Origin of the sequence: Undibacterium sp. Di26W (genome assembly GCF_049340265.1) — a bacterium.
Lineage (GTDB): Bacteria > Pseudomonadota > Gammaproteobacteria > Burkholderiales > Burkholderiaceae_D > Undibacterium.
This window is the reverse complement of sequence record NZ_JBMPOR010000032.1, coordinates 1-23,402: the sequence shown is the minus strand read 5'-3', so window position 1 is coordinate 23,402 and position 23,402 is coordinate 1. Positions and strand designations below refer to the sequence as shown.

Genomic DNA, 23,402 nt, shown 5'->3' with positions numbered 1-23,402 from the left:
GCACAAAATTGTCAGAACCAGGGGCGGCAAAGCCGCTGGGGCTGTTTTTTGGCAGTCCAAAATAGTAACAAGACCCATCCGGGTCATATCAGCATATAGAAGGAAGCAGCATGAGATTACCTCCAGCCATTCTCGTCAACACGGAAGAAGTATTGCGTGAGATTTTGCGTTTTACCGGTCCGGCAGATGGCACTTTGTCGCGTTATTTTCGTGATCACCCACGCCTGGGTTCACGTGAACGTGGCGTGATTGCGGAGGCTATTTATGGCTTGTTGCGCAATAAATCGGTGTACACCAATTTTTCCGAATCCGGCATAGGTTCACCCATGCGTCGTCTCAGCCTGCTGGGCCTGGTCGATGCCGTCGGTGTCGATGCCCTTGGTGGTCTGACTGAAGATGAAACCGCCTGGCTGCAACGCGTGATGGAAATTGATCGCACGCACCTGCCGCTGATCATGAAGGCCAACCTGCCTGAATGGATATGGACCAAATTGCTGGAACGTTTTGGCGAAGAAGATGCGCTGAAACTGGCCATCTCTCTCAATACCCCGGCGCCACTGGATTTGCGGGTCAACACCATCAAGGGCGACCGCGATACGGTTATCGCCTCTCTGGCGCAGGCCCCCATCATTGCCGAACCTACGCCGTATTCCAGTACGGGTTTGCGTGTAATAAAAAAACCGTCGATTCAAAATTTGCCCTTGTTCAAAGATGGCACGATAGAAGTGCAGGACGAGGGTAGTCAGTTGCTGGCCCAACTGGTCGGTGCCAAGCGCGGTGAAATGGTGGCAGACTTTTGCGCCGGTGCCGGTGGCAAAACTCTGGCATTGGGTGCATTGATGCGCAATACCGGTCGCCTGTACGCCTTTGATATTTCTGAAAAACGTCTGGCCAAGCTGAAGCCCCGCATGGCGCGCAGCGGTTTGTCGAATGTGCATCCAGTGGTGATCGCGCATGAAAAAGATGCCAAGATCAAACGCCTGGCAGGCAAGCTCGATCGCGTGCTGGTGGATGCACCTTGCAGCGGTCTGGGTACCTTGCGCCGTAATCCGGATGTCAAATGGCGCCAGACCCCGGAAGGCGTGGCTGAACTCAATGTCAAGCAGGCATCCATCCTCGCCAGTGCAGCGCGCATGCTGAAGCCGGGTGGCCGTCTGGTCTATGCCACCTGCAGTATCCTTGATGAAGAAAACGAAGGCATCGTCCAGGCTTTTCTGGCTGAACACGCTGACTTCACGCTGGTACCTGCATCCCAGGTATTGGCAGAACAAAAAGTCGAGCTGGAAATGGGCGACTACCTGAAACTGTATCCGCACCTGCACCAGACGGACGGTTTCTTTGCCGCCATTATGGAACGCAACAAAGTCTGATAAGTCTGATCACCGGCATCCCTGACCACGATTCAACAGGGCAGGGATGCATCCCAAATCCACTCTTGAGCACGCACCATGAGCACGCCACTACTCGCCAGTTTATTGTCTGATTTATCGAATGATGTGGGCCAGCCAGATTTTTACTGGCAGGTAGGCGTTGTACTGTTTTGTGTTGGCCTGGCCTGGGTCTTGTCACGCACGCTCAGGCGTGGTGTGACGACCAAAGAAACCGATTCTGATGTCGTCAAGCTGGGGGTGGAAAGTTTCACCCGGGTGCTGTCACCGGCACTGGCCCTGATTTTTATACTGATTGCCAAAGTGATTTTAGGTAAATGGCAGCATACCTATCTGCTGACCTTGTTGGTCCCCATCATCGGTTCACTGGCACTGATACGTTTTGGCTTTTACGTCGTCCGCAGGACGTTTGCCCGCGACGGATATATTGGCAACCTGCTGACTGTGTTTGAAAAGCTGTTTGCCGGCCTGGTCTGGCTGGGCGTGGTCTTGCATTTCACCGGGTTGTGGCAGGAATTGTTTGCCGCCCTTGATGATGTCAGCCTGCCGCTGGGCAAGAACAAGGTATCCATGCTCACCATCTTGCAGGCATTTACGTCAGTGGTAGTGACGGTGGTGGTGGCGATGTGGGCCAGTGCGGCGCTGGAAGCCCGCCTGATGAAGTTGCCGAATGCGCATACTTCACTCAAAGTGGTGCTGTCACGCGTGGGTCGGGCCGTGCTGATCTTGCTGGCCATCCTCGTCAGCCTGACCCTGGTTGGCATAGACTTGACCGTGCTGTCGGTGTTTGGCGGTGCGCTGGGCGTGGGCCTGGGCTTTGGCCTGCAAAAAATTACCAGCAGCTATGTGTCCGGCTTCATCATCCTGCTGGATCGCAGCATGTCCATCGGTGACATGATCACGGTCGACAAATTCAGCGGGCGCGTGACCCAGATCAATACCCGCTACACCGTCTTGCAGGGCCAGGACGGCGGCGAATCCGTGATCCCGAATGAAATGCTGGTATCGACCCCGGTACAGAATTATTCCCTCAGTGATCGCACGGTTGCCATGTGGACCGACCTGACAGTTGATTACCAGACCGATATTGACAAGATTTTACCTATGCTGGGCGAAGCCGCTGCTAAAGTGGAGCGTGTGTGTGACGAACCGGCACCGTCAGCTTATCTGATGAAGTTTGGCGCTGACGGTTTTGAGATTCGCGTCGGCTTCTGGATCAGTGACCCAGAAAACGGTCGCTCCAGCGTGATGTCCGGTGTAAACCGTGCCTTGTGGCAAATTTTGCAGGAACAGGAAGTCGTCTTGCCGTATGCGCACAGGGTTATCACCTTAATTAACAATCCACCTCAAGAAACTTGAGGTCAGGCAATAAAATTAGTTCTAAAATTGGGAGACATCCTCTAAACCGGCGTACAATGCCGTCCGATGTCTATAATGGATACAGGTTGATCGTTTTTGCGAAATCAACCAAGATGCCGTCAATAACAATGGAGTACATGTCATTTTGAGCACTTTTATCGATACAGTAATGGATTTTCTGTCTAATGGCCTGACCCGGGCTACAGGATGGCAGGTATTTATTTTCACCATGGTAGTGACGCATATCACCATTGCCAGTGTGACTATATTCCTGCATCGCTGCCAGGCTCACCGTGCATTGGAACTGCATGCCATTCCTAGTCATTTTTTCCGTCTTTGGCTGTGGTTGACGACCGGCCAGGTCACCAAGGAATGGGCCGCGATTCACCGCAAGCACCATGCCAAATGTGAAACTGAAGAAGACCCGCACAGCCCGGTCACGCGCGGTATCAAGAAAGTCTTGCTCGAAGGCGCAGAGTTGTATCGCGCTGAATCCAAAAATCTGGAAACCATGGAAAAATATGGTCATGGCACACCGGATGACTGGATGGAACGTAATGTGTATACCCGTTTCAGCTGGCAGGGCGTGGCCGTGATGCTGATTATTGACTTCATCCTGTTCGGCGTGGTCGGCGTGACCGTCTGGGCTGTGCAAATGTTGTGGATACCTGTCACCGCTGCCGGCATCATCAACGGTATTGGCCATTACTGGGGTTATCGCAACTATGACTGCACCGATGCCTCGCGCAATATCCTGCCTATCGGCATTCTGATCGGAGGCGAAGAGCTGCACAACAATCACCACACCTTTGGCACCTCTGCCAAGCTGTCTTCCAAATGGTATGAATTCGATATCGGCTGGCTGTATATCCGCAGTTTGGAAATCGTCGGTCTGGCCAAGGTCAAGAAAGTGGCACCGGAACCGAAGTTTGCCGAAATCAAATCCGTGGTTGACCTGGAAACCCTGCAGGCCGTCATCACCAACCGTTATGACGTGATGGCCAAGTATGCGAAATCCTTGCGCCGCACCTGGCGTGATGAGGTTGCCAGCTTGCGCGAAAAAGCCATGCTGGAAGCGCATCTGCTGAAGTCCACCAAGAAATTGCTGCAACGCGAGCCAACCAAGCTCGAAGCGCCGCAACAGCAGCAATTGTCTGAAGTGCTGGCCCATAGCCGCGCCCTGAAAACCATGCACGACATGCGCGTGGAACTGGGCCTGATCTGGGAACGCTCCACCGTCAGCCGCGAGCAACTGGTACAGCAACTGCAAGACTGGTGCGTACGTGCCGAAGCATCCGGCATCCACACCCTGCGTGAATTTTCCTTAAGGCTGCGTACATACGCGTAATGCCTGACGGCGTGCAGTAGCTTTGCAAATTCAAAAAAACGGCACTTCGGTGCCGTTTTTTTTCTTTCAGTATTTGTCGCGTCAGCAGGTGCAGGATAGTCTGTGTATAAAATAGTTAACAATGGTGGCTAGGGAGCCTGGATATCATCAGTGCCGCAACTAATGGTTTTCTACTGCTGAGTTTGTTGCTAGAGTGAGTTTATATCAGGCATGCTCTGCATCCTGCCTGATCTTGCGCTAAAGCAGGAACAACTGCACGAACAACTGCACGAACAACTGCACGAACAACAGGAAAGGCCTGGTATGGTTGCCGCTGTCAAAGCAAAAAGCAGGATACTGCTGGTAGATGATGACCCCTTCACACTCACGCTGCTGAGCAGTATTCTTGAGCATGCCGGTTACGACGTAGTTCAGGCGCAATGCGGTGAAGATGCATTGAATGTGATCCTGATGCAAGAGCCGGATATTGCCTTGCTCGATATTAATATGCCTGGCATGTCTGGCCTGGATCTGGCAGGACATCTGCGTAGTGATACTACTGTGCCCTTCATGTTCCTGTCGGCCACTTCGGATAGCGAAATCGTCAAGCAGGCCGTCGAATATGGTGCGGTCGGTTATCTGGTCAAGCCAGTCGACGTGGCAAATATCGTCCCTACATTTGAAGCCAGCCTGGCCCGTGCCAATGAAATCAAGAAATTGAAAAAAAATGAAGTCAACCTGACTTCTGCCCTGGCTACAGGGCGCGAGACCAGCATGGCAGTCGGTTTGCTGATGGCAAAATTCCAATCCAACCGGCAAGTCGCTTTTGAAGTATTGCGTAACCATGCACGCTCCAATCGCAGGACTATCCATGAAGTGGCAGATGAATTATTGAAGGCAGAAGAAACCATCAATCAGTTCAAGCACCTGTTCAATGACAATAAATTATCCAATTAAAATTATAGTTTATGAAAGATTGCCACTGCAAAAAGGGGCGTGGCGAAGGCAATACAATAAGTGCAAGGCTTGAGAAAAAGCGAGTGTTGTAAGACGGTTGTGGTGATTTTGCCTAAGCCCTGATGAAGGTTAAATCTTGTTTCCCTTGATTGCCCGACGGAAATTTTAAGCTATCCTGTAGTTAAGACGATGTAGCACAGGCGCATAGGTTCACAGATTGTTAACCATATATGCGATCTCATCACCACTCCCCCGTCATGAGATGCCACATCGACAGCTGTCGGTTGTCGCCCATCTACTGCGACTTGCAGACAGTTTTACCGGCCCAGAACCGCCGCCTTTCCCTGATCACATAGTGTCGTTTTATCTCGCATGCATATGTCTTGCGCGCAAACGAACCATGTTTTGTCTTACGCATCACAGCGTGAGCGGATTGAAAGGAACAGCAATGTTCACAGCGACTCAACTCCTCACTACGGTGAAAATGAATCTCAAAAACATGAAAACTGGCCAAAAATGGGGCCTGATTTTCAGCGTGATCATTGGCTTGCTGCTTATCCTGACCAGCCTCTCGTATATGCGAGTGAATCAATTGGCGCTTGATATTGATGGCATTGCGAATGACCGTTATCCCAAAATTGTACTGGCGCATACCATCAGAGATGAATTGGGTGAAATCACCAGAAACATGCGCAGTATTTTGCTGACGACAGATGCCCTCGCTCTCAAGAAAGAGTATGCCAGCATCGAAGAAAGCAATCGCATCATAGGCAAATCCCTGGAAACCCTGAACCAGACAGTCAATTCAGCCAAGGGCAGGGAACTATTGCATGCAACTGTCAATGCGAGAGAAGAATTTTTGTTGATGACTTCCAGCTTCCTGTCATTGGTACGTGAGGGTGAAAAAGAACTGGCGCAAGAGCTGTTGCTGAATCAATTGTGGCCCGTGCAAAGAGATCTGACGGATGACGTCGACAAGCTGTTTAAGTTTCAGTCAGGGCGCATGACGGCCATGGCAGAAGAAACAGCAAGGCAGGTCGCCAGCACCAGGCTCTTGATAACGATCATGATCCTGGCCCTCACCATCTGCACCGTCAGTGCATTGCTGGCTTATTTTTCTTCTCGCAACTTCCAGCATCCATTCGGGGATGCCGCGATGCTTCCCCCTGATGCAGCGGACGATGATCTCAAGCATATGCCCACACCAGAGGTGCACTACGACCACGGAGAAAAAACTGCTACCGGCATGCTTGTTTACCTGGATGAGTACAAGAAAAAAAAGGCAGCACAAACTGGACAGCAGACGCAGGAAAATCGTTTTTCTGCTGCCGGAGTTAAAACAGATGAATGAGAAAAACCCAGATTTTGTTTTGTGAACCTGACGAATAATTTTAAATCATCTGCAATGAGTGAAATTGGTGGAGCATCGACTATGAAAACAGCAAAAAAACGCCTTCGCCATCAGTTGATACTGATGTGCGGCCTGACGCTGTTGCTGACCTGGAGCCTGGTGGCCTATGACCTGATACGCAGTCGTACCCACTATCTGGAACAGGCGAACTTGCGTACCAACCTGCAGTCACAGGTATCTGCCGACTATGCACAGTCCGTGGTTAAACGCGTCGACGAAATCTTGATGGACATGCGCAATGTCTGGAATGGCAACGGCCGTGAATTTTCAGACCTGGTATTGCGTCGCCAGGAAAATTTGGAAGATATGTCTTTCCAGGTAGCGGTGCTGGACAAAGATGGCATGATGCAGTTTTCAAGCCTGTCCAAACAGAGGGACAAAATGGACCTGAGTATGCGCGAGTATTTTCGTGTGCACAGGGACACGCCTGACAGTGACACACTTTTCATCAGTAAACCTGTGAAAGAAAACCTGTCCGACAAATGGTCCTTGCAATTTACCCGGCCCCTATTAAAACAAGGCAAGTTCGATGGCGTGCTGGTGGTATCTGTCAGCCCTGAGCAATTAACTTTTTTTGCCAAGAAATTCAATGTGTCCGGAGGAGTAGTAGTATCCGTGCTGCGCGATAATGGTGAGTTAATGGCACGCTATCCCGCTGCTGAAGCCATGCTGGGGAAAGTGATAGATACCCGTTTGCTGACATCCCTGGCATCCCTGGCAGCGCCCAGCCTGTCTGGAAACTTCCATCGTTTAGCCAGCAGTGATGATGTTGAGCGCATTTACGCTTACAACCGCCTACCCGGATATCAACTGACATTTTTAGTTGGTGAATCAGTTGACAAGGTATTGACGCCGTATGTCGCACACAGAAATGAGGTACTGGGCGGTGCCACCCTTATCAGTTTGTGCGCCATGTTGTTGTTTGGCATGCTGCATAAAGCATTGAATGCCAAGGATGAGATGCAACAGCACCTGTCGCAGCAATTATCGCAGCAAGAAACCATCTTGCGCCAGTCGCAAGAGCTGGCGCAAACAGGCAGCTATTCGCTGGATATCGAGAGCATGAGGTTTAACTGCTCTGACAGCATGACCGGCATTTTTGGCTTGCCCTCTGGTTTTGAAAAAACCTTTGAAAACTGGCTGCAGGTGGTGTCGCCTGCAGATCGGCTTACCGTCTGTAAAATCATGACCGAAGCCATAGTACAAGTGGGCAGGTATAGCTGTGAATACAAAATCGTCCGGCCAACAGATGACAGGGAATGCTGGATACAGGCCTTTGGAGAAATCATACAGGACGCAGCGCATCAATCCAGTTATCTGGCCGGTATCGTGCTGGATGTCACAGAACAACGGCAGCGTGAAGAAGAATTGCAGGCGGTAAAAGAAATGGCCGCGGAAACAGATATTGCCCGCAGCTTGTACCAGGCAACCGTGTCCCATGAAATCCGCACACCCATGAATGGCATCCTGGGAATGACTGATCTGGTACTCGATACCAACCTGAATCGCGACCAGCGTCAGTATCTGAATATGATCAAGTCATCGGCTGAATCACTGATGACCGTGATGGACGATATTCTTGATTCATCCAAGATGGCGGCGGGCAAGCTGGCACTGGAAAGTGTCGTATTCGACCTGCCTTCCCTGTTAGATGAGACGGTCAGGGCGCTGGCCATACCGGCAGAACAGAAAGGTCTGGAACTGGTTGCCGATATCGATGTAGTGCGCAGCCATGCCGTGAAAGGTGATCCAGCCCGCATCCGCCAGATTTTATTTAATGTGGTGACCAATGCCATCAAGTTTACCGACCATGGTTCAGTGGTGATACATGTCAGGCAGGATGCATTGCCAGGCGGTGATGTGCTATTGCATTTTAAAGTGACTGATACCGGCATTGGCATCGCGCAAGACAAGATAGCCAGTATCTTTGATTCATTTTCCCAGCTGGATAAATCCATCACCAGGAAACATGGCGGTACCGGGCTGGGTTTATCCATCTCTTCACGTCTGGTGAAGATGATGCAGGGCCGCATCTGGGCCGAAAGCGAACCGGGACATGGCAGCACGTTTCATTTCGTCGTGCGTCTCATGAAAGGCGGTCCGAGCCAGTTAATGCCGACACCTGTTAGTCTGCCCAATCGCAAGGTATTGCTGGTGGATGACAGTCCAGCTAACCGACAGTTTTTGGTCAGCTGTTTGCAAAAAATCGGGATTCAACCAGTCACGGCAGAAACTGCCCAGGAAGCCTTGAATGAGATGGGGCGCGCCCGGCGGGCCGGTAGCGCCTACGACCTGGTCTTGCTGGATGCGCATATGCCCGACATGGATGGCTTTGCACTGAGAACAAGAATGGCGGAAGTGATACCACCGCTGGCGCCAAAAATCATCATGATGACTTCTGCCATTGTGAGTGCTGATGCTGATCGCTGCCGCAAGGCAGGCATAGAACTGTACATGAACAAGCCTGTCAGGCCACATGATTTGAGTACCGCGCTGATGCACGCGTTCGGCATGGACAGAGATGATACCGCCAGCACCTTGGCTAAGCCAGACAGCAAGCCATGGTTCACCAAAAGCTTGTCTGTCCTGGTGGCCGAAGATAATTTGATCAACCAGCAACTGGCAGCCAGGCGTCTGGAAAATGCCGGGCATAGCGTCAAGATCTGCAACAACGGCAAAGAAGCATTAAGTCTTATTGAAACAGAAAAATTTGATCTGGTGCTGATGGACGTGCAAATGCCAGTCATGGATGGCATACAGGCATGCATGGCCATACGTGCGCGAGAAGCGACGCATGGCGGCCATCTGCCCGTCATTGCCGTGACTGCCAATGTCATGGAAGGTGACAAGGAACGTTGCCTGGCTGCAGGGATGGATGAGTATTTGTCCAAGCCCATACAAGCGAAGAAACTGATGGACTGTATTGCAAGCGTATTAAAACAGCAAACCTTCGATAAGGAAAATACTATGATACCTGGCGATGCCGTACCGCTTTTGCCTGATTTTGATTATGCCCGCGCCCTGGATGAAACCGAAGAGGAGGTGTTGGAAATCGTTGGCAAACTGGCACTCAGCAATATTCCCATGCAAATCGCTGACATTGCCCATGCGCTGGGTGTCGGCCATTTGCAGGATACCCAGCGCGCTGCCCATACGATGAAAGGTATCATCGCTTACTTTGGGGCGACGCCAATTGTTGAATGCGCAGGGAAAATGGAGTTATGCGCGATGGAAGGGGACCTGGACAAGGCTGGTCAGCATTTTCAGTTACTGGAAACCGAGACAGAAAAATTCTTGCCGCATTTGCTGGCCAAGCTGAAAAAAAGTAATAACATCTGATGCGCGCCGGGGATGACGAAGCGATGTCAAGTATGTTAAAGTTCCGGCCATGAGTAAGCTCTTCATCCAGCGCCTGGCAATTTTGATGCTCGTCATTTTTATGATGAACCTTGGCGCATGGAATTTGAGTTCAACGCGGATCAAGCATGAACTTGAACACGATGGCCGCCCTGAGGTGAGTGCTGCTTCCCATCAGCATGCGTTTTTATTGCATGATAAAAACGCCAGCCAGGACGCCGAGCGGGCGACGGTAGAACATCAGATGTTGCATGCGGTAGACCATCTGCAGTTTTTCCCTGATACCACATCCCTGCTGGCTTTTCACGCACCGTTGGCAAGTGCTGCCAGTTGGTATTTTACTCCACAAACCCTGCCATTCTCCACCTACGACACCCCTTATCGTCCACCTTGCGACGAGCGCTCTCTGGCGTAAGCCGTCCTTGGTTTTCCAGTTTTATTCAGGCAGCATATCGGCATGCAATGCGGTATGCAATTCAGTAAAAATTGCGAATGGAAATGATTCCGTTTGCTGATTTTCTGCTGCTGCCTGGTTACTAAGAACGTGTTTACGATCTGTAGCGAGCGTCAGCGGGGTGAAGAGCCGCGCAGAAAGCGGAATGTACTTCAGGTACATGAGCATTTTGAGCAGCGCATGAGCCCCGATCACGCACGCGCAGTAAGATCGTAAACACGTTCAAGGACCTGCAGGCAAATACTTGCCTGTACACGCCAGACTCTTCCAATCGATCTATCGATGACGTTAATGCCACCTGGTTTGCGCATGCCTTTGTGCGGCCGCTTGCACTAACAATCTGATCAATCTGATCTATTTGATCTCTCCGATGCCGTCTCAGGCGCATCGTCCTATGCAATATTTGGGAATGAATCATGACAAACAGAAATTTCTTCGCGCCCTTGCTCTGTGCGCTGGCAGTGGCATCCGCTCTCCCTGTCCTGGCCGCCGAAAGGCCAGCCAGATTTGCTGTAACGGAACAGCAAATGCAGGCCCTGAATATTCAGGTCAAACCATTACAACGCGATGCCGCTGCGCTGACCTTAAGCCTGCCCGGCCAGGTCACCGTGCCTTCGCATCGCGAACAGATCGTCAGCTCACCGCTGACCGGCCTGGTCGTACAGTTATATGTGCAAGCTAATCAACAGGTGAAGCAGGGCACGCCCTTGCTGCGTATCAGCAGTCAGGAACTGGGGCCCATGCAATTGCAACTGATGCAGGCTGTCAGCCGCACTACGCTGGCCCGTCAGGCTGCCCAGCGTGAAAAAGCCTTGTTCGATGAAGGCATCATTGCCCAGCGCCGCGTGCAGGAATCGCAAGCGGCACAGGCCGAAAGCGAAGCTGTATTGAGTCAGGCTAAAGCCGCATTACGTCTGGCTGGTCTGTCAACTGCCAGTATAGAGCGCATCGCCAGTTCCGGCAAACCGGAAGATGGCCTGACCCTGCATGCAAGCCGGGCTGGCATCGTCACCCAGATGGAAGTGAAGCCCGGTCAGCGGGTGGACCCATCCATGGCCTTGCTGCACCTGGCACAGACCGACCGTCTGTTGCTGGAGATACAGGCACCACTGGCGGATGCCATAGCCTGGCGCGCTGGCAGTAAATTACAGGTACAGGGACGCACGGCTACCGGTCATATCGTCAGTATCAGCCCGATGGTTGTTGCAGGTAGCCAGACGGTCAGCCTGCGTGCCGAGGTGGATGGCAATTCAGATTTGCGGCCAGGTGAGTTGGTGACCGTACTGTTGCCGCTGGCCCACAGTGCGGGTGGCGACAGCTTCGATGTGCCTTTGGCTGCCGTCGCCTATGATGCGGCGCAGGCGCTGGTGTTTGTCCGCACGGCAGATGGTTTTGAAGCGCGGGCAGTCAGGGTACTCAGCAGTGCAGGACAGCGCGTGCGCATACAGGGTGCGCAAGGTGCACAGGGTACATCAGGTACATCAGGTACATCAGGTGCACAGGCGCCATTGAAGGCGGATGAAAAGATCGCCGTCAGCGGTGTGATCGCCCTCAAAGGTTCCTGGCTCGGTGAAAAAGGAGGTAGCTGATGTTAGCCCGCCTCATACAATTTTCTTTGTCACAGCGGCTGTTCATTTTGCTGATGACCTTATTGTTGGCCGGTGCCGGTTGGCTGGCATTCAAGCAATTGCCGATTGATGCTTTTCCTGACGTATCCAGTACCCAGGTCAAAGTCATCATGAAAGCACCCGGCATGACGCCGGAAGAAGTCGAAACCCGGATCGCCGTACCCATAGAAGTAGAGATGCTGGGCATACCCAAAACCCGCATCTTGCGTTCTGTCACCAAGTATGGTCTGGTGGATGTCACTATCGACTTTGAAGATGGTACCGACATTTACTGGGCACGCCAGCAAGTCAGTGAGCGGCTGGCCGGTATCAGTGAAAACCTGCCAGCCGGTATCAGCGGCGGCATGGCGCCGATTACCACCCCGCTGGGTGAAATGTTCATGTTCACCGTTGAGGCAGATCACTTGCCCCTGGCTGAAAGAAGGCGCCTGCTTGATACCGTCATTCGCCCTGCCTTGCGCACGGTGACGGGTGTGGCGGACGTTAATTCCCTCGGTGGTGTGGTGCGTGCTTTTGAAGTGATACCTGATCCGGCAAGCATGGCGGCAGCAGGCATCGGCATTGCCCAATTGAAGGAAGCCATACGTGCCAATAACCGCAACGATGGTGCCGGTCGCCTGGGCGAAGGCGATGAAGTCTTGCTGGTGCGCAGTGAAGGCAGTATCAATACCCTGGAAGATTTGCGTGCCGTGGTGTTGATGGTCAAGAACAATCATCCTCTACGCCTGGGTAGCGTGGCCGAAGTCAAAATAGGGGAGATGACACGTTACGGTGTCGTCACCAAAAGTGGCAAGGCCGAAGCGGTAGAAGGCCTGGTACTTGGCCTGGCCGGTGCCAATGCACAGCAGGTGGTAACAGGGGTACGCAACAAGATCGCCGAGCTGACACCAGGCTTGCCAAAAGGCGTGCGTCTGGAAGTGTTTTATGACCGTGCCGCACTGGTGGACAAGGCGGTAGGGGCAGTATCATCGGCCTTGCTCGAAGTCACGGTCATTGTCATGATCCTGCTCGGCTTTTTCCTGGGGAATGTGCGGGCTGCGCTGACTGTGGCGCTGGTATTGCCGCTGGCTGCACTGATCACCTTCATCCTCATGCGCCTGTTTGGCATGTCAGCCAATCTGATGAGCCTGGGCGGCCTGGCAATTGCCATTGGTATGCTGGTGGATGCTGCCGTGGTGGTGGTCGAAAACATCGTGCAACGTCTGGCCCACGACCCAACTGCGGGCAAGTTGCCGCGTCTGCATAGCATCTATCGTGCTGTGCGTGAAGTAAGTGTGCCGGTGACATCGGGTATTTTGATCATCATCACGGTGTTCCTGCCATTGCTGACGCTGGAAGGTCTGGAAGGTAAATTTTTTGGTCCGGTCGCCTTGGCCATCGTGTTTGCATTGGCAGGGTCCCTGCTGTTGTCATTGACGGTCATACCGGTGCTGGCTTCCTATCTGCTGCGTGAAGTTAAACACGAAGAACCCTGGCTACCACGCAAATTGCTGGGCCTGTACGAACCTTTGCTGGACTGGGCCATGCGCCAACAGAAAGTGGTAGCGCTGCTTGCCATCGTGATGCTGATTGGTGCCGGTGCGGTCTATACCCAGGTGGGTAAAACATTCATGCCCACCATGGATGAAGGTGATCTGATCGTCGGCATAGAAAAGCTGCCTTCTGTCAGCCTGGAACAAAGCGCCGCACTGGATTTGAAAATCCAGCAAGCCATCATGCAGGCGATTCCTGAAGTGACGGGCATCGTCGCACGCGCCGGTTCGGATGAAATCGGGCTTGACCCCATGGGGTTGAACCAGACCGATACCTACCTGTTATTGAAGCCGCGCAAGGAATGGAAGCTGAAAAACAAGGAAGCCCTGATGGATGAAGTCCGCAAGGTACTTGATCCCTTGCCCGGCATTAAATACAGCTTTACCCAGCCGATAGAAATGCGGGTGTCGGAAATGATCATCGGTGTGCGTGGAGATATCGCCGTGAAGATTTTCGGACCAGAGCTGGATCAACTGAACCACTATGCCAGTCAGGTCGAAGCGGTACTGAAAACCATCAACGGCAATCAGGATGTCTATACCGTGCAAAATGATGGCGTGCAGTATTTGCGCGTGGTGGTGGACCGTTTACAGGCCGGTCGTCTTGGCTTGTCGGTGGAAGAAATTCAGGATGCCTTGCGCATGCAGATAGAAGGCCAGCAGGCCGGCATGGTGATAGAGGGTAATCGCCGCACACCCATCCTCTTGCGCGCCAGCAAATCCGTGCGTTTGTCGCCGGCTGAATTTGCCGCCACCCGCATCACCACCAAAGAGGGTGTCAGTGTCCCTTTGTCCAGCGTCGCTACACTGGAAAGAGCCGCCGGCCCGGTCAAGATTGATAGGGAAATGGGTAGCCGCTATAGCGTCGTGATTGCCAATGTCAGTGGACGCGACCTGGTCAGTTTTGTAGAAGAGGCGAGGGCAGAGGTCGCCAAAAAGCTGCCCTTGCCCAGCGGCTATCACATCCGTTGGGGCGGGCAATTTGAAAACCAGCAGCGTGCAGCCAGTCGTCTGATGGTGGTGGTGCCGGTGGCGCTATGCCTGATTTTTGTCTTGCTGTTTTCTACCTTCCGTTCCGTCCGTCAGGCCTTGCTGATTTTATCCATCATTCCGTTTGCGCTGGTGGGTGGCATTCTGGCCCTGTGGCTAACCGGTGAATATCTGTCGGTGCCGGCGTCGGTGGGCTTCATTGCCCTGCTGGGGATCACGGTCTTGAATGGCGTGGTCCTGGTCAGCTATTTCAATCAATTGCTGGAAGAAGGTATGGCACTGGCCGAGGTCGTCATCCAGGGCGCACGTCGCCGCCTGCGCCCCATCATGATGACGGCGTCCATCACCGCATTTGGTTTGATACCGCTACTGTTTTCCACCGGCCCCGGTTCTGAAATCCAGCGGCCTCTGGCCATCGTCGTCATCGGTGGCCTGATTACGGCCACGGCATTGACGCTGATGTTGCTACCCATACTGTATGCGCGTTTTGCTTTTGCCAAACCCACCGAGAGTACGCCTATTGAGGAGAAATCCCATGTCTGAATTATGTGTAAACCTGTTGTGTCCGGCTAGGCTGGAAGAAAAATTACTCGACAGTTTATTGGTGTTCCCGGGCATCAGCCTGTTCACCAGCACACCCACCGCCGCCCACGGCATGTCGCATGAACGCATGAGCGCCAGCGAACAAGTGATGGGGCGCTCTTTCGTCACGCTGGTGCAGGTGTTGTTGCCAGCGCAGGGCAAGGCGGCATTGCTGTCCTGCCTGCAAGAACAATTTGCAGGTGCTGGTTTGCGTTACTGGGTCAGCCCGGTCATAGAAGCAGGAGAAATTGTATGAAAACCGTATTGTTTATCACCAGTGTATTGAGCCTGTTGTTTGCCTCGCAATCAGCCAGCAGTCAGGCGATCACGCCGGAAACACCAGGCCTGCTACCCACGCCCGTAGTGCGGGCGTTGCTGGAACAAGACCCCAGCGTCAGCGCTACACTGGCCGGACTGGAAGCCGCCCGGCAGGAAGCCGGCTTGCTGGAAGCATCCCCCTATGAGTGGACCGCAAAAGTGACCGCCCAGCGGCGTGCGGTTCAACATGAATCCACTTATCGTGAATGGAATGCCGGCATAGAACGCGGCATACGCCTGCCCGGCAAGGCGGCAGCAGATCGCAAGATGAGCAAGGCCGTGCTGGCCGAGGCCGAGGCAAATTATGGCGAAGCCCTGCACGAAACTGCCCGTGATTTGCTCAAGCTGTGGCTGGACTGGCTGGCGGCGGAACAGGCATTGCAACTGGCCAGCCAGCATCGTGCGTCGATACAGGAGAATCTGGCTATTGTCGAAAAACGCGTCAAGGCAGGGGATGTCGCCAGGCTGGATTTGAACCTGGCACAAGCTGAACTGGCGGAACAAAAACGCAGCGAGACCGACGCCAGGACGCAGGCGCAGATTGCCTGGGGACGCTTGCAGGCACGCTTCCCCAACTTTGACCGGCAATTCAATCGCTTGCCGACCGCTGTCCAGGTCAGGCAGGAAGCCAGTTTCTGGCGTGAACGCATCCTCGGTGAAAGTGATGAATTAAAAATAGCCATCGCACAGTTTGACAAGGCGCAAGCCCATGCAGAACGGGGTCGTGCCGAGCAAACGCCTGACCCTACTGTCGGTGTCTTCACGTCGTCAGAGGTGGGTGGGCGCGAGCGGGTGACGGGTATTTCCATCAGCATTCCACTATCGCTGGGATCAGTGGGGCCGCAGAGTATACGCAGCCAGCGTTCTGCCAAATCCAGCCATCTGGCGACGATGAGCAGGCATGAACTGGAGCTCAGAAAGCGTCAACTGACAGCCGACATCAACGCCACCATCGTGAATGCCGAAGGATATTACGAAAGCCAGCAACTGGCTGAAAGCAGCCTGGCCGCAGCGCAGACGAATGCCAAACTGGTACAGCGCGCCTATGCCCTGGGGGAAGTGGAGTTGCAAGCCTTGCTGGCAGCCAGACGCCAGGCCACGTCGGCAGCACAAAATGCACTTGGCGCCAAGGTCGCGGCCAGCATGGCTTACTACTTATTGCTGGTAGATGCACATCTGGTGTGGGATCTGGATCATGAATAGGGTAGCAGACTAACCGGGGGGCTTGGGAGAGGGCCGCCAGCCCAAGCCGGCATGATTTTGCTATCCAGTTCAAAATATCAAAAAAAAGGTATACTATTCTACAAATTAGTAGAATAATCTACTTCATGAAATGGATATTACTGATTATCAGCCTGCCAACAGAGAACGCGACCGTCAGGATGCGTGCATGGCGTGGCCTGAAAGCCACGGGGGCGGTTGTTTTGCGCGACGGTGTCTACCTGATGCCGGAGCGTGCCCCCTGCCGTGCAGCGCTGGAGGCGATTGCTGCCGATGTGTCAGCTGGTGGTGGTTCTGCCACTGTGCTGCGGGTAGAAGAGCCAGAGCAGGCACATTTCGCCAGCCTGTTTGATCGCAATGAAGATTACGCCGGCCTGCTGGCCGATATCGCCGTGGCCAACCAGGCCATGACTGCCGACACCCTGGCGGAAGGTATCAAGCAGGCACGCAAGCTGCGCAAGGCATTTGCCAGTCTGGCAGAAATCGATTTTTTCCCCGGCGCGGCACAAGCGCAGGCCGATGCCGCCTTGCAAGAGCTGGAATTGAAGATTGCCCGTGTACTGGCACCGGATGAACCCCATGCCGTCCATGCGCAGATAGCGCAACTGTCCATCGCTGCCTATCAGGGGCGGGTATGGGCAACCCGTTGTCGCCCCTGGGTCGACCGGCTGGCCTGTGCCTGGTTGATACGTCGTTTTATTGATAGCCATGCCCAGATATTGTGGTTGGCATCTCCCAACGATTGTCCTGCAGATGCGCTGGGTTTTGACTTTGACGGTGCCAGTTTCAGCCACGTGGGTAATCGCGTCAGCTTCGAAGTGTTGCTGGAAAGCTTTGCGCTGGAGACCCCAGCCTTAAAGCAACTGGCGGCCCTGATCCATTACCTGGATGTGGGCGGGGTACAGCCACCCGAATCAGTGGGTATAGAAAGTGTACTGGCGGGCATGCGCGCCGCCATTCCCGATGATGACCAGTTACTGGCGGCAGCCAGTGCCGTGTTCGACGGCTTGCTGGCATCGTTCCAAAAAATATCACCAAAGGAGATCTGACCATGTCTGCCATGCCTTCTGCAAGCTACACGCTGTGGCAACTCATCGCCTATTTTGTGCGCCTGGGGGCACTGGGCTTTGGCGGCCCGGTTGCATTGGTCGGTTACATGCATCGTGATCTGGTTGGCGAGCGCAACTGGATCAGCGAGGCTGATTATAAAGAAGGGCTGGCGCTGGCACAGTTGGCCCCCGGGCCGCTGGCCGCACAACTGGCGATCTATCTGGGTTATGTGCATTACCGCATCGTGGGGGCGACCCTGGTTGGCATTGCCTTTGTGCTGCCGTCTTTTTTCATGGTAGTGGCACTGGGCTGGGCGTATGTGCTGTATGGCGGTTTATCCTGGATGCAGTCGGTGTTTTATGGTGTGGGTGCAGCAGTCATCGGCATCATCGTCATGAGTACCAGGAAGCTGACGGAAAAAAGTGTGGGCAAGGATAAATTGCTGTGGGCAATCTATCTATTGCTGGCTGCGGTGACGGTGATTACGGAATCTGAAATTGCCTGGCTGTTTATCGCAGCCGGTGTGCTGGTCTGGCTGTTGCGTGCCCCACCCAAATTCCTGAACCGGAATAAGTTGAACTCGGTCGGTGTTTCCTTGCCATTGATGGCAGCGATGTTTGGAATGCTGGACGTGCCGCTGCTGACGCAAATTGCCGTGTTCTTTGCCAAGGCGGGTGCTTTTGTATTTGGCTCTGGTCTGGCGATTGTGCCGTTTTTATATGGTGGCGTGGTGACCGAACATCACTGGCTGACTGACAAGCAATTTGTCGATGCCGTGGCGGTGGCCATGATCACTCCTGGCCCGGTGGTGATTACGGTTGGTTTTATCGGCTATCTGGTGGCCGGTTTGCCAGGTGCCAGCGTTGCTGCACTGGCGACCTTTTTGCCCTGCTATCTGTTCACCATTATCCCCGCACCTTATTTCAAGAAATACGGCAAGGTGCCGGGTGTGCTGGCCTTTGTGGATGGCATTACCGCTGCAGCCATCGGTGCCATTGCCGGCTCTGTGATCGTGATTGCGAGGCGCTCTATCATCGACATACCCACTGCCGCAATTGCCCTCGTCACCATCGCGCTGTTGTGGAAATTCAAGAAATTGCAGGAGCCTGTCATCGTCGCCGTGGCGGCCTTGCTGGGCCTGCTGATTTACCCGCTACTTTCCCATACTTAAAGGTGGAAACATGGACATGACATTACGCCCGCTGACGCTGGACCTGACACAACTCAAGGGGCTGAGCAGCAATCTGATACTCAGCCATCACGAAAACAACTATAGCGGTGCGGTAAAACGCTTGAATGCCTTACGCCGCCATTTATCGACGCTGGATTGGGCCGCGACACCCGTGTTTACAGTCAATGGACTGAAGCGGGAAGAATTGATTGCCGCCAATTCAGCCTATCTGCATGAACTGTATTTTGATGCGCTGGGTGGGAACGGTGTCTTGCCTTCTTGCGGTTTATCCAGTGCGCTGGAGCGTGACTTTGGCTCTGTCGCCCAATGGCAGACTGAATTTACATCACTGGCCAAGGCCATGGGTGGCGGTTCTGGCTGGGCATTGTTGTCATGGTCGGCGCGGGAAGGGCGCTTGATCAATCACTGGGCTGGCGACCATACACAATTGCTGGCAGGGGCCACACCTTTGCTGGCGCTGGATATGTATGAACATGCCTATCACATGGACTTTGGTGCCAAAGCAGCAGCCTATGTGGATTCCTTCATGCAGAATTTAGACTGGGACCGTATTTATCGACGCTATGGTGCGGCAGTGGCTGCTGATGCAGCGACCTGGGGTATCGATGTTGCAGAAAGTAGCGACATCGCACAGGACGCCCGCATCATCGATGTGCGCCGCCCGGAATTCTTCGCTGCTGGAAAAGATATATTGCCACAAGCCCAGTGGCGTGACCCTTCCCATGTGGGGGAATGGAGTAAAGACCTCAACCCGGCACAGCCCGTATTAATTTATTGTGTGCATGGACTCGACATCGGCAGGTCAACTACCTTGTCCCTGCGTGCGCGTGGCTTTGATGCGCATTTCCTGATCGGCGGCATAGAAGCCTGGCGTGCCGCAGGATTACCTTTACAGGCAAAGGAGAGTTGACATGCAATGGATTACCAGAGAACGTCCAAAGATAGACCGCATCGCCTGCCCCTGGCTGGTTGCCCGTTTTATCGACAAGACAGCAGAATTTTTATATGTCCGTGCCAGTGAGATTACCGGCATTGCCGCCAGAACCGGTGCCATTCCCTATGATATCCCCGGTGTGGAACTGACACACGTTGGTGAATTGTGCAGTTTTGATGCCTTCCTCGACAAATACCAGCTTAGCGACCCGGCGCTGCAACAACTGGCAGTGATTGTTCGTGGTGCCGACACCTCACGACTGGATTTGACGCCACAATCGGCAGGGCTGTATGCGCTGTCACTGGGCTTGTCGCAGAATTTCAGTGATGATCATGAGATGCTGAAACAGGGAATGGTCATGTATGACGCCCTGTATGCATGGTGTAAAAGCTGTCAGGCAGAAAGTCACCAATGGCCACCAGCCATGACATGATGCGTGTTGCTGCGATGACGATGACCAAAATGAAAAAGCCCTGCATTGCAGGGCTTTTTCTTACTCAGAAAGCAAAATTACTTGATTTTGGTTTCTTTGTAGATGACGTGCTTACGTGCTTTAGGATCGAACTTCATGATCTCCATTTTTTCAGGCATAGTGCGCTTGTTTTTGGAGGTTGTATAGAAGTGACCTGTACCAGCAGTCGATTCCAGCTTGATTTTGTCGCGACCAGATTTAGCCATGATATTTTCCTAACTATAGTTTAGCTTAAACTTTTTCGCCGCGAGCGCGCAGGTCAGTCAAAACAGCATCAATGCCGATTTTGTCAATGACGCGCAGACCAGCATTGGACAAACGCAGAGAAACCCAACGGTTTTCTGATTCTACGAAAAAGCGACGATTTTGCAGATTAGGCAAAAAGCGGCGTTTTGTTTTGTTATTAGCGTGGGAAACGTTATTGCCAACCATTGGCCCTTTCCCAGTCACTTGGCAGACACGTGCCATGTTTAACTCCTCAGTGCATTCCGAAATTGGAAAAACGCAAGTATAAACAAAATTCCATGAATTATCAACGACTTGCGAAAAACAAATGTGTCTTATTTAAAAAATTAATTTAACAATTTGATTTTGACCGGGGAAAAGCTGCTACTTCCACAGGCAGCAGACCTGCTTTCCGTCTGAAAAGTCCGGTTTCAGCCTTGTCAGCGACAGATCAGGAAACAGCGTAGTGCCGCGACAACAAACAGTCTGCTCTTCAAACAATCACTTCAGAATTAGCCGTTTTCAGCAAAAGAATACATATTGAGATTCGCCACGATGAAGCATCCGCACGCCCGACGTGATGGCTAACTGATACAAAGCCCCTGAGACCATGGCCATCTTAGAACGTGTTTACGATCTGTAGCGAGCGAGCGTCAGCGGGAGTGAAGAGCAGCGCAAAAAGCGGAATGTACTTAAGTACATGAGCATTTTGAGCAGCGCATGAGCCCCGATCACGCTCGCGTAGTAAGATCGTAAACACGTTCTAACAAACCAGTTCAAAGTCGCGCCTTGCCAAGAGCTTTTGTTTTAGATTCCTGAGTGCGGATTGATGGATTTGCGCTATCCGTCCCTTACTTAATTTCAAGATATCGGCAATTTCTTCAAAAGGAATATTCTGCAGGTAATGATAGCGAATCACCTTCTTTTCTTGTTGCGAAAGCTGATCAACCCGAGCTTGAATTTGTTTCTGCAATTGTTTTAGCTCTACTCGCTGGTATTGTGTCGGTTCGGTGATACGCTCTTGCATCTCCGCAACCATGCCACTGTTTTCCAGCAACCATGAAAGTGCCAAACCCAGCCCCACATCTGCCAGACGACGGAAAACATCGTCGCTATCTGTCGTCGTGTCGTCCGGCGTTTCTGCCATTTTTTTACTGGCTTGTAGTCGTTGCAATTTCAGACGCTGGTGAACCGTGATTTGCTGTTGCCTTTCCGAGAAAACTTCAATGCCATCCAGCACGGTGCCGCGTATGCGTGAACCGGCAAAGGTATTGAACTGCATACCCAACTGCGGATCATAACGATCCATGGCGTCAAGCATACCAACCAGGGCAAGTTGCTGGTATTCCTCGAAATGGATGTCATTGCTAAACCGCTTTGCGTACAGCGATGCAGCAAGTGTTTTTGCATAGGGATGGTAAATGGCGACAAGGTCTTCCCGTGCCTGTATGTCGGCGTCGTCACGCCACCGTTGCCAAAGCGCAGCTTCGGCATCGTTGTCAGACGCTTGCGCTAAAGCGGAAAATACCCTGTCTGTCATTGTGCCGATTGCTACCGAGCAAAGCCGGGTGACATCATCAAAATACAGGGCGCTACTTCAGCGATCCGCAGGCAAGAAGTGGGCGTCATGCATCCAGTCTGCAACATCACACCAGATTCAGATGGTATACAGCCGGATATTAAAGGTAAAGGCAGCTTGCCTATGACATTTGTGCTCTCGAAGCTTGCCGCTTTTGGCAATGCAATTGTCAACGCCACATCCTGTCCGCAGGTTTTTCTGGTCATGAGTGCGCAGAGTGAGGGGGAAATTTTTAGGAAGATTGCTTTTTATTATTTTCAGCGTAGTGAGTGCTTAGCTGATACTTACAATTATTTTTTTACTGATTTATTTTTAACTGATGGTTTGAAGTGTAGCTGCACTTGTTTTTTGATCACGTATCAAAAACAAAATAATCAAAAAAATGATTAAAAAGAAACAAATTTTGTGTGGTGCAATGTGGGTGAACCACAATAAAAAAAGGGGGGCTGACTATAAAGCGGTGAGCAACAGGCTTGTGAGCCTGTTATTCTGTGGGTACCAACAATAAATTGATCGCCTGTTCAATGACCGGCGCAATTTCTTCATCTGCTTCCATCTGATCCTGAATGTGGTCCACCATCTGAAAAAATCTGGGATCAGCCACCAGAACGTCGCCTAATTCATCCAGCAAGACGGATTCTAAAAACACCCTGAAAGTTTTGCGTCGTCGGTTAGGGTCTTCCAGCGGGATTTCCGCCACTTTTTGCACAATCAAACTACCCACATTTTTTTGGGCGGGAGCCTGACTCTTCTTCGCACGCAAGTTTCCTTTTTTCGCGTTGTCGCTAGGTTCTCCTTGAGACTGACTCGCTTTTCGTGCGGAACTCATTTGACTTCGTATCATTGCCGCCAGTTGTCTGGTGCTTTGAATTTTCATTTTGTTGTCTCAGGTTATTGGGAGCTGAATGTTGAATCATTGCAGCAGATTGCTGAAGCCTGCCATGAAGTTCCTGGCCACATCCTCTGCGCGCAAAACCAATAAAAGTTGCTATCGTACTATTTCCAAGGGGAAATGGCATTAAGTAATTTGTAATCATATTGTTTTTATATGCCAAATTTCCAGGAACGCGGTGCCATGGTTTGTTCTGTATTAATTAGTATTTATTGATATATAAATCGGATTTAATTAAAAATTCAAAATAATAAATGAAATTGCCAATTATTTTCGATTCCACCTAAACAATTCCTCCAATGTTTGGATAAGTTCTTTATGAAACGACACATGAGACAGAAACAACAATGTTGTCGTATAAATAATTAGTGTGAACTTTAAAAGGCAATTACATGGTAGCGATCGTCAGCGGAAACAGCACAGGCCTGAACTTAACGTCCTCCAGCAATTTGGGCCAGCGCGGTAACCTCGGTTCCGCCAGCCAGGGCAAGACCGGCGAGCAAAGCAGCGTCAATATTGCCAATGGCAACCTGG

At 52.2% G+C, this 23,402-nt stretch carries 21 protein-coding genes; 16 read left to right on the top strand and 5 right to left on the bottom strand.

The window, feature by feature from the left end; all coding sequences use genetic code 11:
• The first annotated feature begins 110 nt into the window (after positions 1 to 110).
• From ACO0LM_RS26295 to ACO0LM_RS26265, 7 genes are all read left to right on the top strand, one after another.
• Positions 111 to 1,370 carry an RsmB/NOP family class I SAM-dependent RNA methyltransferase gene (locus ACO0LM_RS26295; protein WP_422989692.1) on the top strand — a complete coding sequence of 420 codons (1,260 nt, stop codon included), beginning with the start codon at positions 111 to 113 and terminating at the stop codon, positions 1,368 to 1,370.
• Positions 1,371 to 1,448: 78 nt separating this feature from the next.
• The gene (locus tag ACO0LM_RS26290) at positions 1,449 to 2,747 is read left to right on the top strand and encodes a mechanosensitive ion channel family protein (RefSeq protein ID WP_423041509.1); all 1,299 of its coding nucleotides are present in this window, start codon (positions 1,449 to 1,451) and stop codon (positions 2,745 to 2,747) included.
• Positions 2,748 to 2,916: 169 nt separating this feature from the next.
• Positions 2,917 to 4,095, top strand: a complete 1,179-nt coding sequence (locus ACO0LM_RS26285; protein WP_423041507.1) for a DesA family fatty acid desaturase — start codon at positions 2,917 to 2,919, stop codon at positions 4,093 to 4,095.
• Positions 4,096 to 4,305: 210 nt separating this feature from the next.
• Entirely contained in the window at positions 4,306 to 5,031 is a 726-nt protein-coding gene (locus tag ACO0LM_RS26280; RefSeq protein WP_423041505.1) for an ANTAR domain-containing response regulator, read from the top strand.
• Between the two features lie 448 nt (positions 5,032 to 5,479).
• Positions 5,480 to 6,382 carry an MCP four helix bundle domain-containing protein gene (locus ACO0LM_RS26275; RefSeq protein ID WP_423041503.1) on the top strand — a complete coding sequence of 301 codons (903 nt, stop codon included), beginning with the start codon at positions 5,480 to 5,482 and terminating at the stop codon, positions 6,380 to 6,382.
• Positions 6,383 to 6,463: 81 nt separating this feature from the next.
• On the top strand, positions 6,464 to 9,781 hold the full coding sequence (locus tag ACO0LM_RS26270; protein ID WP_423041501.1) for a response regulator: 3,318 nt from the start codon (positions 6,464 to 6,466) through the stop codon (positions 9,779 to 9,781).
• A gap of 49 nt (positions 9,782 to 9,830) precedes the next feature.
• Positions 9,831 to 10,214 (top strand): hypothetical protein, encoded by a 384-nt coding sequence (locus ACO0LM_RS26265; RefSeq protein WP_423041499.1) that lies wholly within the window; start codon positions 9,831 to 9,833, stop codon positions 10,212 to 10,214.
• Between the two features lie 21 nt (positions 10,215 to 10,235).
• Here the strand turns inward: ACO0LM_RS26265 and ACO0LM_RS26260 are convergent, their stop codons facing one another.
• Positions 10,236 to 10,448 (bottom strand): hypothetical protein, encoded by a 213-nt coding sequence (locus tag ACO0LM_RS26260; RefSeq protein ID WP_423041497.1) that lies wholly within the window; start codon positions 10,446 to 10,448, stop codon positions 10,236 to 10,238.
• 221 nt (positions 10,449 to 10,669) lie between these two features.
• Between ACO0LM_RS26260 and ACO0LM_RS26255 the strand changes: the two genes are divergently transcribed.
• The 8 genes from ACO0LM_RS26255 to ACO0LM_RS26220 all read left to right on the top strand — a co-directional run bounded on the left by ACO0LM_RS26255 (position 10,670) and on the right by ACO0LM_RS26220 (position 20,133).
• On the top strand, positions 10,670 to 11,842 hold the full coding sequence (locus tag ACO0LM_RS26255) for an efflux RND transporter periplasmic adaptor subunit (RefSeq protein WP_423041495.1): 1,173 nt from the start codon (positions 10,670 to 10,672) through the stop codon (positions 11,840 to 11,842).
• Entirely contained in the window at positions 11,842 to 14,946 is a 3,105-nt protein-coding gene (locus ACO0LM_RS26250) for an efflux RND transporter permease subunit (protein WP_423041493.1), read from the top strand. The genes ACO0LM_RS26255 and ACO0LM_RS26250 overlap by 1 nt, the downstream gene beginning before the upstream one ends.
• Positions 14,939 to 15,241, top strand: a complete 303-nt coding sequence (locus tag ACO0LM_RS26245) for a DUF3240 family protein (RefSeq protein WP_423041491.1) — start codon at positions 14,939 to 14,941, stop codon at positions 15,239 to 15,241. The genes ACO0LM_RS26250 and ACO0LM_RS26245 overlap by 8 nt, the downstream gene beginning before the upstream one ends.
• Positions 15,238 to 16,506 (top strand): TolC family protein, encoded by a 1,269-nt coding sequence (locus ACO0LM_RS26240; RefSeq protein ID WP_423041489.1) that lies wholly within the window; start codon positions 15,238 to 15,240, stop codon positions 16,504 to 16,506. Before ACO0LM_RS26245 ends, ACO0LM_RS26240 begins: the two co-directional genes overlap by 4 nt.
• Positions 16,507 to 16,631: 125 nt before the next feature.
• Positions 16,632 to 17,573 carry a chromate resistance protein ChrB domain-containing protein gene (locus ACO0LM_RS26235; protein ID WP_423041487.1) on the top strand — a complete coding sequence of 314 codons (942 nt, stop codon included), beginning with the start codon at positions 16,632 to 16,634 and terminating at the stop codon, positions 17,571 to 17,573.
• 2 nt (positions 17,574 to 17,575) lie between these two features.
• Positions 17,576 to 18,745, top strand: coding sequence for a chromate transporter (locus ACO0LM_RS26230; protein ID WP_423041485.1), 1,170 nt, complete (start codon positions 17,576 to 17,578; stop codon positions 18,743 to 18,745).
• A gap of 16 nt (positions 18,746 to 18,761) precedes the next feature.
• A complete protein-coding gene (locus tag ACO0LM_RS26225) occupies positions 18,762 to 19,676 on the top strand; it encodes a Fe-Mn family superoxide dismutase (protein WP_423041483.1) in 915 nt (304 codons plus the stop codon).
• A gap of 1 nt (position 19,677) precedes the next feature.
• On the top strand, positions 19,678 to 20,133 hold the full coding sequence (locus tag ACO0LM_RS26220) for a chromate resistance protein ChrB domain-containing protein (protein ID WP_423041481.1): 456 nt from the start codon (positions 19,678 to 19,680) through the stop codon (positions 20,131 to 20,133).
• A gap of 77 nt (positions 20,134 to 20,210) precedes the next feature.
• On the opposite strand, the gene rpmG is transcribed toward ACO0LM_RS26220, so the two are convergent.
• From rpmG to ACO0LM_RS26205, 3 genes are all read right to left on the bottom strand, one after another.
• Positions 20,211 to 20,378 (bottom strand): 50S ribosomal protein L33, encoded by a 168-nt coding sequence (gene rpmG, locus ACO0LM_RS26215; RefSeq protein WP_110257750.1) that lies wholly within the window; start codon positions 20,376 to 20,378, stop codon positions 20,211 to 20,213.
• 25 nt (positions 20,379 to 20,403) lie between these two features.
• Positions 20,404 to 20,640 (bottom strand): 50S ribosomal protein L28, encoded by a 237-nt coding sequence (gene rpmB / locus ACO0LM_RS26210; RefSeq protein WP_186947587.1) that lies wholly within the window; start codon positions 20,638 to 20,640, stop codon positions 20,404 to 20,406.
• Positions 20,641 to 21,160: 520 nt separating this feature from the next.
• On the bottom strand, positions 21,161 to 21,937 hold the full coding sequence (locus tag ACO0LM_RS26205; protein ID WP_423041479.1) for a sigma-70 family RNA polymerase sigma factor: 777 nt from the start codon (positions 21,935 to 21,937) through the stop codon (positions 21,161 to 21,163).
• Between the two features lie 78 nt (positions 21,938 to 22,015).
• Here ACO0LM_RS26205 and ACO0LM_RS26200 point away from each other — a divergent pair, with 78 nt between their 5' ends.
• Entirely contained in the window at positions 22,016 to 22,366 is a 351-nt protein-coding gene (locus ACO0LM_RS26200) for a hypothetical protein (protein ID WP_423041477.1), read from the top strand.
• A 94-nt stretch (positions 22,367 to 22,460) separates the two neighbouring features.
• Here the strand turns inward: ACO0LM_RS26200 and ACO0LM_RS26195 are convergent, their stop codons facing one another.
• Entirely contained in the window at positions 22,461 to 22,853 is a 393-nt protein-coding gene (locus ACO0LM_RS26195) for a hypothetical protein (RefSeq protein WP_423041475.1), read from the bottom strand.
• Positions 22,854 to 23,402 lie beyond the last annotated feature (549 nt).